Origin of the sequence: Pseudomonas khorasanensis (genome assembly GCF_014268505.2) — a bacterium.
Lineage (GTDB): Bacteria > Pseudomonadota > Gammaproteobacteria > Pseudomonadales > Pseudomonadaceae > Aquipseudomonas > Aquipseudomonas khorasanensis.
On record NZ_JABWQP020000025.1, the window covers coordinates 1 to 7,065 of the forward strand.

5 protein-coding genes and 1 pseudogene are annotated in these 7,065 nt (G+C 61.9%); all 6 read right to left on the reverse strand.

The window, feature by feature from the left end; translation table 11 throughout:
• Positions 1-140: pseudogene (locus HU727_RS25305) on the reverse strand (chemotaxis response regulator protein-glutamate methylesterase); the annotation flags it as partial.
• Positions 137-2,413 carry a hybrid sensor histidine kinase/response regulator gene (locus HU727_RS25310; RefSeq protein ID WP_186533217.1) on the reverse strand — a complete coding sequence of 759 codons (2,277 nt, stop codon included), beginning with the start codon at positions 2,411-2,413 and terminating at the stop codon, positions 137-139. The pseudogene HU727_RS25305 and the gene HU727_RS25310, both read right to left, overlap by 4 nt.
• A complete protein-coding gene (locus HU727_RS25315) occupies positions 2,410-3,093 on the reverse strand; it encodes a chemotaxis protein CheW (RefSeq protein ID WP_186533218.1) in 684 nt (227 codons plus the stop codon). The genes HU727_RS25310 and HU727_RS25315 overlap by 4 nt, the downstream gene beginning before the upstream one ends.
• On the reverse strand, positions 3,090-4,361 hold the full coding sequence (locus tag HU727_RS25320) for a CheR family methyltransferase (RefSeq protein WP_186533220.1): 1,272 nt from the start codon (positions 4,359-4,361) through the stop codon (positions 3,090-3,092). Before HU727_RS25320 ends, HU727_RS25315 begins: the two co-directional genes overlap by 4 nt.
• Positions 4,358-4,894, reverse strand: coding sequence for a chemotaxis protein CheW (locus HU727_RS25325; protein WP_186533221.1), 537 nt, complete (start codon positions 4,892-4,894; stop codon positions 4,358-4,360). The genes HU727_RS25320 and HU727_RS25325 overlap by 4 nt, the downstream gene beginning before the upstream one ends.
• The gene (locus tag HU727_RS25330) at positions 4,894-6,516 is read right to left on the reverse strand and encodes a methyl-accepting chemotaxis protein (RefSeq protein ID WP_186533222.1); all 1,623 of its coding nucleotides are present in this window, start codon (positions 6,514-6,516) and stop codon (positions 4,894-4,896) included. The genes HU727_RS25325 and HU727_RS25330 overlap by 1 nt, the downstream gene beginning before the upstream one ends.
• Between the last annotated feature and the right edge of the window lie 549 nt (positions 6,517-7,065).

The following is a 7,065-nucleotide window of genomic DNA, read 5'->3' on the forward strand; positions in this document are numbered from 1 at the left end:
GGCGTGTATTCGGCGCAACGTTGCACCGCCTCGGCGCCGTTGTTCGCGACCCAGACCACCTGATGCGCCGGCTCGAAAGCCAGCGCTCGACGCAGGGCTTCGACCGCCATGGGCATATCGTTGACGATTGCGATCCTCAAGTCCGCGCTCCTCCGATGAGCTCAACCACTGCGTCAAGCAGGGCGTCGTCATGAAAACTGGCTTTGGCTAGATAATAGTCGGCGCCGGCGTCCAGTCCACGACGCCGGTCTTCTTCACGGTCCTTGTACGACACGACCATCACCGGCAGCGATTGCAGACGGTTATCGCGGCGCAACAGGGTGACCAGCTCGATGCCGTCCATGCGCGGCATGTCGATGTCGGTTATCAGCAAATCGAAATTCTCCGAGCGCAGCGCATTCCAGCCGTCCATACCGTCCACCGCCACCGCAACGTCGTAGCCGCGATTGAGTAGCAGTTTGCGTTGCAGCTCGCGCACGGTCAGCGAGTCGTCCACTACCAACACCCGCTTGCGTGCGGCTTCGGCGGCCTGGTTGCCGTGACGGGCGATGCGCTCCAGGCGCCCGGTATTGAGCAGTTTGTCCACTGACCGCAGCATGTCTTCGACATCGACGATCAGCACCACCGAACCATCATCGAGCAAGGCGCCGGCGGAAATGTCCTGGACCTTGCCCAGACGTTCATCAAGCGGCAACACCACCAGCGTGCGTTCACCGACAAAGCGCTCTACCGCCACGCCGTAAATGGCCTCGCGCTCGCGGATCACCACGACTTTCAGGGTTTCGCCGCTGTTCTGGCTGGCCGGGCGATTGAGCAACTGACTGGCCGCGACCAGCCCGACGTGACGGCCTTCGTGCCAGAAATGCTGACGGCCTTCGACCTGCACAATGTCTTCGGGCGCCAGGTCGCACATGCGTTCGATGTGCGCCAGCGGGAACGCGTAAGCCTCTTCGCCGACCTCCACCACCAGGCTGCGCACCACCGACAACGTCAGCGGCACCTCCAGATGGAAACGGCTGCCCTCGCCCGCCGTCTGCTCCAGCACCACGGCGCCCCGCAACTGGCGGACCATATGCTGCACCGCATCGAGGCCGACGCCACGGCCGGAGACTTCAGTGACCTTGTCGCGCAGACTGAATCCGGGCAGAAAGAGAAACGTCAGCAGTTCCTCTTCGCTCAATTGCGCTGCGGTTTCAGCTGGGGATAACTGCCGCTCGATGATGCTGCGACGGACTTTTTCCAGGTCGACGCCGTCGCCGTCATCGCTCAACTCCAGCACCAGCAGACCAGCCTGGTGGGAGGCGCGGAGGCGAATCAGGCCCTCTTCAGGCTTGCCTTTGAGCACGCGTTGCTCCGGCGTTTCGATGCCATGATCAACCGCGTTGCGCAGCAAGTGGGTCAGCGGCGCCTCGAGTTTTTCCAGCACGTCGCGATCGACCTGGGTTTTCTCACCTTCGATTTCCAGACGCACCTGCTTGCCGAGGCTGCGGCCCAGATCGCGGACCATGCGTGCCTGTCCGCTCAACACATCGGCGAACGGGCGCATGCGGCAGGCCAGTGCGGTGTCGTAGAGCACTTGCGCACGCTGGCTGGCCTGCCAGGCGAATTCATCAAGTTCAGCGTTTTTCTCGCTGAGCAATTGCTGGGATTCTGCGAGCAAGCGCCGCGCATCTTCCAGTGCCTCGACCGCCTCAAGGCTCAGGGCATGCTCCTTGAGATGCACGTTGAGGTTTTCCAGCGCACGCAAGCCGTTGCTCTGCATGCGCTTGAGACGCTGCATGGTCGCCAGATGCGGTTTCAGCCGCTGGGTCTCCACCAGCGATTTGCTCGACAGATCGAGCAGGCTGTTCAGACGCTCTGCTGTGACGCGCAAGACGCGCTCGCCGCCTTCGGTGGTGCGTTTGTTTTTGCGCGGAGCCGGTTCGGCGGCTTCGTCCAGCAAAGGTGCAAGCGCTGGTGGCTGAGTAGGCGGCTCGAGTTGCAACTCGGCCATCGGTGGCGTGACAACGACAGGGGCTGGCGCCGATGGATCGAGTAAGCGTCCCATCAGCGCCACATAGGCTTCGATATCCATTGGTTGCGGTGCATTCGCCGGCGTGGCAATACGCATCAGCAGATCGGTGCCCTGCAACAACGCATCGATATGCTCGGGACGCAGCAACAATCGCCCTTCCTGCGCGCTGACCAGGCAATCTTCCATGACATGGGCGACGCTGACGCCGCTGTCGATGCCTACGATGCGCGCCGCGCCTTTGAGCGAGTGCGCCGCACGCATGCACGATTCCAGGTGATCGGCCTGGGTCGGGTTGCGCTCCAGGGCCAACAATCCGGCACTGAGGACTTGTGTCTGGGCCTCGGCTTCAAGACTGAACAGTTCGAGCAGGGAAGCGTCGCGCATTTGCTCGGGGGTCATGTCAGGCTCCGGGTCACGGCGGACAGCAGCTGTTCTTCGTCGAGCCAGCGCAGGCTACGACCCCGGTATTGCAGAACGCCACGGGTGTACTTGGCGCTGGCCTGCGCACCGGACTGCGACGCGGCATCGAGAATGCGTTCGTCGATGGCATGAATCCCGTCGACTTCATCTACCGGCACGACCACCGGCCCGCCATGAGCGGCGATGATCAGCATGCGCGGCATTATGCGCGTGCCACTGGCCGGCGCGACATTGCCGTCCAGGTCGAGTAATTCCACCAGCGACAGGCACGCCACCAATGCGCCTCGCACGTTGGCCACGCCGAGCAAGGCCCGGGAGCGCTGGTGCGGCAGCGAATGAATCGCCTGCAACGGCGCGACTTCAACAAGGCTGCGCGTGGCCAGTCCCAGCCATTCTTCGCCGAGGCGAAACATCAACAGCGAGCGGGTTTTGACATCGGTTTCGACGGCCGCCGCGACCGGATCGCGCTCGTCCTGCTGCAAGGAATAACGGTCGAGCAAGCGCGTAGCGGCGGCTGAATACACCGAACAGTTACGGCAGTGGATATGCTCTTCCAGCAACGGGCACGATCTGTCGCCATGAATGCCGATGCGGTTCCAGCAATCGTCAATTGCCCGGGCGTCTTCGTGGGTGACGTTCAAGGTGTCGGACGGGCTCATCGCTTACGCTCACTGTCGGCGGTGCGCCCGCTGCGGGCGGCGCGCTCCTGCAATCGTCGGGCACCGGCGCTGTCACCCTGGGCCTGCAGCAATGCCGCCAGGTGCATCAGCGCTTCGGGGTGTTGCGGCTCAAGGTAAAGAGCCTTGCGGTAATAACCCTGGGCTTCGAGGGTCAGGCCGGCGACATCGCTGAGCAGGCCGAGCCAGTAAAACACCTGAGCGACCGGTTCATGGCTGCGCAGATACTGCTCACACGCGACGCGAGCCTCGGCACTTTTGCCTTCGTTGGCCAGTGCGGCCATCTGGGCCAGCAACGTTGCTGCATCCGGGTTGGCGCTTTTTTTCGTCACAGGCAAAGCCGTCACTGCGGCAAACGGTCGGTTGCGCACCGGCGCTGGCGGGATGCTGCGCGGCGGTTGGCTGGCCGGCACTGCTATGGGCTTGGGCGTTGGCAGTGGCTCGGGGTGCGAATCGTTATGACGGCTGAAGGCGAACGACTGAGGGATACCGATCGAGCGCATGCCCAGGCGCCCAAGCAGGCTGCCCTCGGCCGGGCCGATAAACAGCACGCCGTCAACACGGGTCAGGCGCTTGAGCACTTCGAACACCTGTTTCTGCGTCGGCTGATCGAAGTAGATCAGCAAGTTGCGGCAGAACACGAAATCAAAGGCGGGCTCGTTCGCCAACAGTGACGGATCGAGCACGTTGCCAACGTGCCAACGGACTTGTTCGCGGACGTATTCATTGACCCGGTGGCCGTCCTGCTCAGCCATGAAATGGCGCTCGCGAAAGTCCAGATCCTGACCACGAAACGAGTTCTTGCCGTACACAGCGCGTCGCGCCTTGTCTACCGACAGCGGACTGATGTCCATGCCATCGACCTTGAACTGATGGGGTTTGAGCCCGGCATCAAGCAAAGCCATGGCGATCGAATAGGGTTCTTCGCCAGTCGAGCACGGCAGGCTGAGAATGCGCAGCGCGCGCATGTTGTTCAGCTCGGCGAGGCGCTGGCGCGCCAGCTTCCCCAACGTGGCGAAGGATTCCGGGTAACGGAAAAACCAGGTCTCCGGGACGATCACGGCTTCGATCAGCGCCTGCTGTTCATCCCGCGAGCCCAGTAATAATTGCCAGTATTCATCGGCGTGGGCCGCTTGCGAAAGCGTGGAGCGCTGACGCACGGCGCGCTCGATTATCGCCGCGCCCACCGAGGCGACATCCAGGCCGATGCGTTCCTTGAGGAAATCGAAAAAGCGCTGATCACCGCTCATGGCTGCGCCTCAAGCTGCGCCGGGTCGAGTGGCGGATCAGGGAACAGCAAGGCACGCACCGACTCGTCGAGCAAGTCGTTGACCCGCACCCACTGCACCAGCCCTTGGGCATCCTCGCGCACCGGGCCGAGATACGGCGCCTGGCGATTATCGAGGCCGTAGGGCTGAAAATCTTCAGGATGACAGCGCAGGGTATCGGTGGCCTGCTCGAGGATCAGTCCTAGCCATTGCGCCGCTTGTGACTCATCCGCGCGATAGTGCACCAGCACCAGCCGCGTGCTGGTGCGCGCCTCGGCAGGCTGGTCAAACGTCAGCGCGCTCAGGTCGATGACCGGCACCACGGCGCCCCGGTAAGCGAACACCCCGGCGACCCAATGCGGCGCTCGGGCAATCGGTTTCAACGGCAGGCGCGGCAACACCTCCGCCACTTCGGTCGCGCGCAAGGCGTAGCGCTCGCTGCCGATGCGAAACAGCAGGAACAACGCCCGCTTCGCGACCGGCGAGGCGCCGCGTTTGGCGATGACTTCGCTCATCAGACTTTGAATCGCGAGACGCCGCTGCGCAGCCCGACGGCCACCTGGCTCAGTTCGTCAATGGCGAAACTGGCTTGACGCAGTGATTCGACGGTCTGGCTGCTGGCATCCCCCAGTTGCACCAGCGCATGGTTGATCTGCTCGGCGCCGGTGGCCTGCGCCTGCATGCCTTCGTTGACCATCAACACCCGCGGCGCCAGCGCCTGCACCTGATGGATGATCTGTGAAAGCTGTTCGCCGACCTGCTGCACTTCGGACATGCCACGGCGCACTTCTTCGGAAAACTTGTCCATGCCCATCACCCCGGCCGATACCGCCGACTGGATTTCGCGAACCATCTGTTCGATATCGTAAGTGGCCACGGCGGTCTGATCCGCGAGACGCCGCACTTCGGTGGCGACCACCGCAAAACCGCGACCATATTCACCGGCCTTTTCCGCCTCGATTGCAGCATTGAGCGACAGCAGATTGGTCTGGTCAGCGACCTTGACGATGGTCACCACCACCTGATTGATGTTGCCGGCCTTCTCGTTGAGGATCGCCAGTTTGGCGTTGACCAGATCGGCGGCGCCCATCACCGAGTGCATGGTGTCTTCCATGCGCGCCAGGCCTTGCTGGCCGGAACCGGCGAGCACCGAGGCCTGATCGGCGGCGGTGGACACTTCGGTCATGGTGCGCACCAGATCCCGCGACGTCGCGGCGATCTCTCGGGATGTCGCGCCGATCTCGGTGGTGGTGGCGGCCGTTTCAGTCGCGGTGGCTTGTTGTTGCTTGGACGTGGCGGCGATTTCGGTCACCGACGTGGTCACCTGCACCGAGGAACGCTGGGCCTGGGAAACCAATGACGTCAGCTCGGTCATCATGTCGTTGAAGCCGGTTTCGACAGCGCCGAACTCGTCCTTGCGATCGAGGTTCAGACGCGAGCTGAGGTCACCGGTGCGCATGATTTCGAGAATCTTCACTATGCGGTTCATGGGCGCCATGATGGCGCGCATCAACAGCAGTCCACACAGACCGGCAACCAGTACGGCGACCAGCAAAGAGACAATCATGCTGATTTTGGCCGACGCTACGGCATCGTCGATGTTGGCCATGGCCGTGTCAGCGACAACCTTGTTTTCGCTGATGATGTCGTTGAGTTTCATCCGCCCGGTGTACCAGGCCGGGGTCAGTTTTTCATTGAACAATTTGATCGCGTCGGCTTCCAGGTTGCGACGGTGCAGGTCCAGCACGGCGTCCTGAATCTGAACGTAGCTGTCGTGGTATTTCTCGAAGAGGGCAAACTCGGTACGGTCCTCATCGGTCGCCATGGTCTTGCGGTAGTTGGCCATCTGCTCTTGCAGTCGCGCCTCGAAGGCCTTGTAGTCCGCCGCGTCTTCGCTGGACACGCCCTGGCCTTCCTTGAGGCCCAGCAATTCCTGGGTCTGCAAGTAATTATCGACCCATGCACCGCGAATCATCGAGCTGTAATAGACGCCGGGAATCGCATCGTCACGCACGCTGTTCTCACTCGCTTCGATCTTCAACAGCCGTGAGTAGGACAGCACCACCATCAACAGCATGATGGCGATAATCACCGCAAAGCTCGCCAAAATGCGTTGGCGCAACGTCCAGTTCTTCACAGTGAATCCTCGTGCCTGATCGAAATGCGGGGAGTATAGCCGAGCGCGGTGATTCATTTATAAGACGCTTTTTAACTTGCGTCCCTGCTTCCTTGCAGGAACGAGCCTGCTCGCGATAGCGGTTTATCAGTCGTCAATGATTCGCCTGAACAGACGCCATCGCGAGCAGGCTCGCTCCCACAGGTTTCGCGGGTGAATTCGAACTCAGGGCAAACCACAGATCCCTTGTGGGAGCGAGCCTGCTCGCGAAGCAACCCCCGGCCTCGGTAAATGCCCAACTGCGCAAGAAGTTGCGCAGTCGGTCGTAATATTCCAGGGGGTAAATGCTCTACAGCCCACGCCGATAAAGGCCTGTAGCCAAGTGCGCAAGAAGTTGCGCAGTACTGCGCAACTTCTTGCGCACTTTCTCCCGTTTTCCACCCTGAAAATCGCACCGAATGATGGTCGACCGCCGCCGCACCCCCGCCATCCGGGCTCCTCACAAAACCTGGCACGCTCCTTGATAACACAGGGTCACCCACCGGGCGATTTCGCCTCCCGGGCACCCTA

Bases quoted from the DNA above. Each gene is read 5' to 3' on its own strand.
- HU727_RS25310 (WP_186533217.1), bottom strand. From the start codon at position 2,413: ATGACCCCCGAGCAAATGCGCGACGCTTCCCTGCTCGAACTGTTCAGT.
- HU727_RS25315 (WP_186533218.1), bottom strand. From the start codon at position 3,093: ATGAGCCCGTCCGACACCTTGAACGTCACCCACGAAGACGCCCGGGCA.
- HU727_RS25320 (WP_186533220.1), bottom strand. From the start codon at position 4,361: ATGAGCGGTGATCAGCGCTTTTTCGATTTCCTCAAGGAACGCATCGGC.
- HU727_RS25325 (WP_186533221.1), bottom strand. From the start codon at position 4,894: ATGAGCGAAGTCATCGCCAAACGCGGCGCCTCGCCGGTCGCGAAGCGG.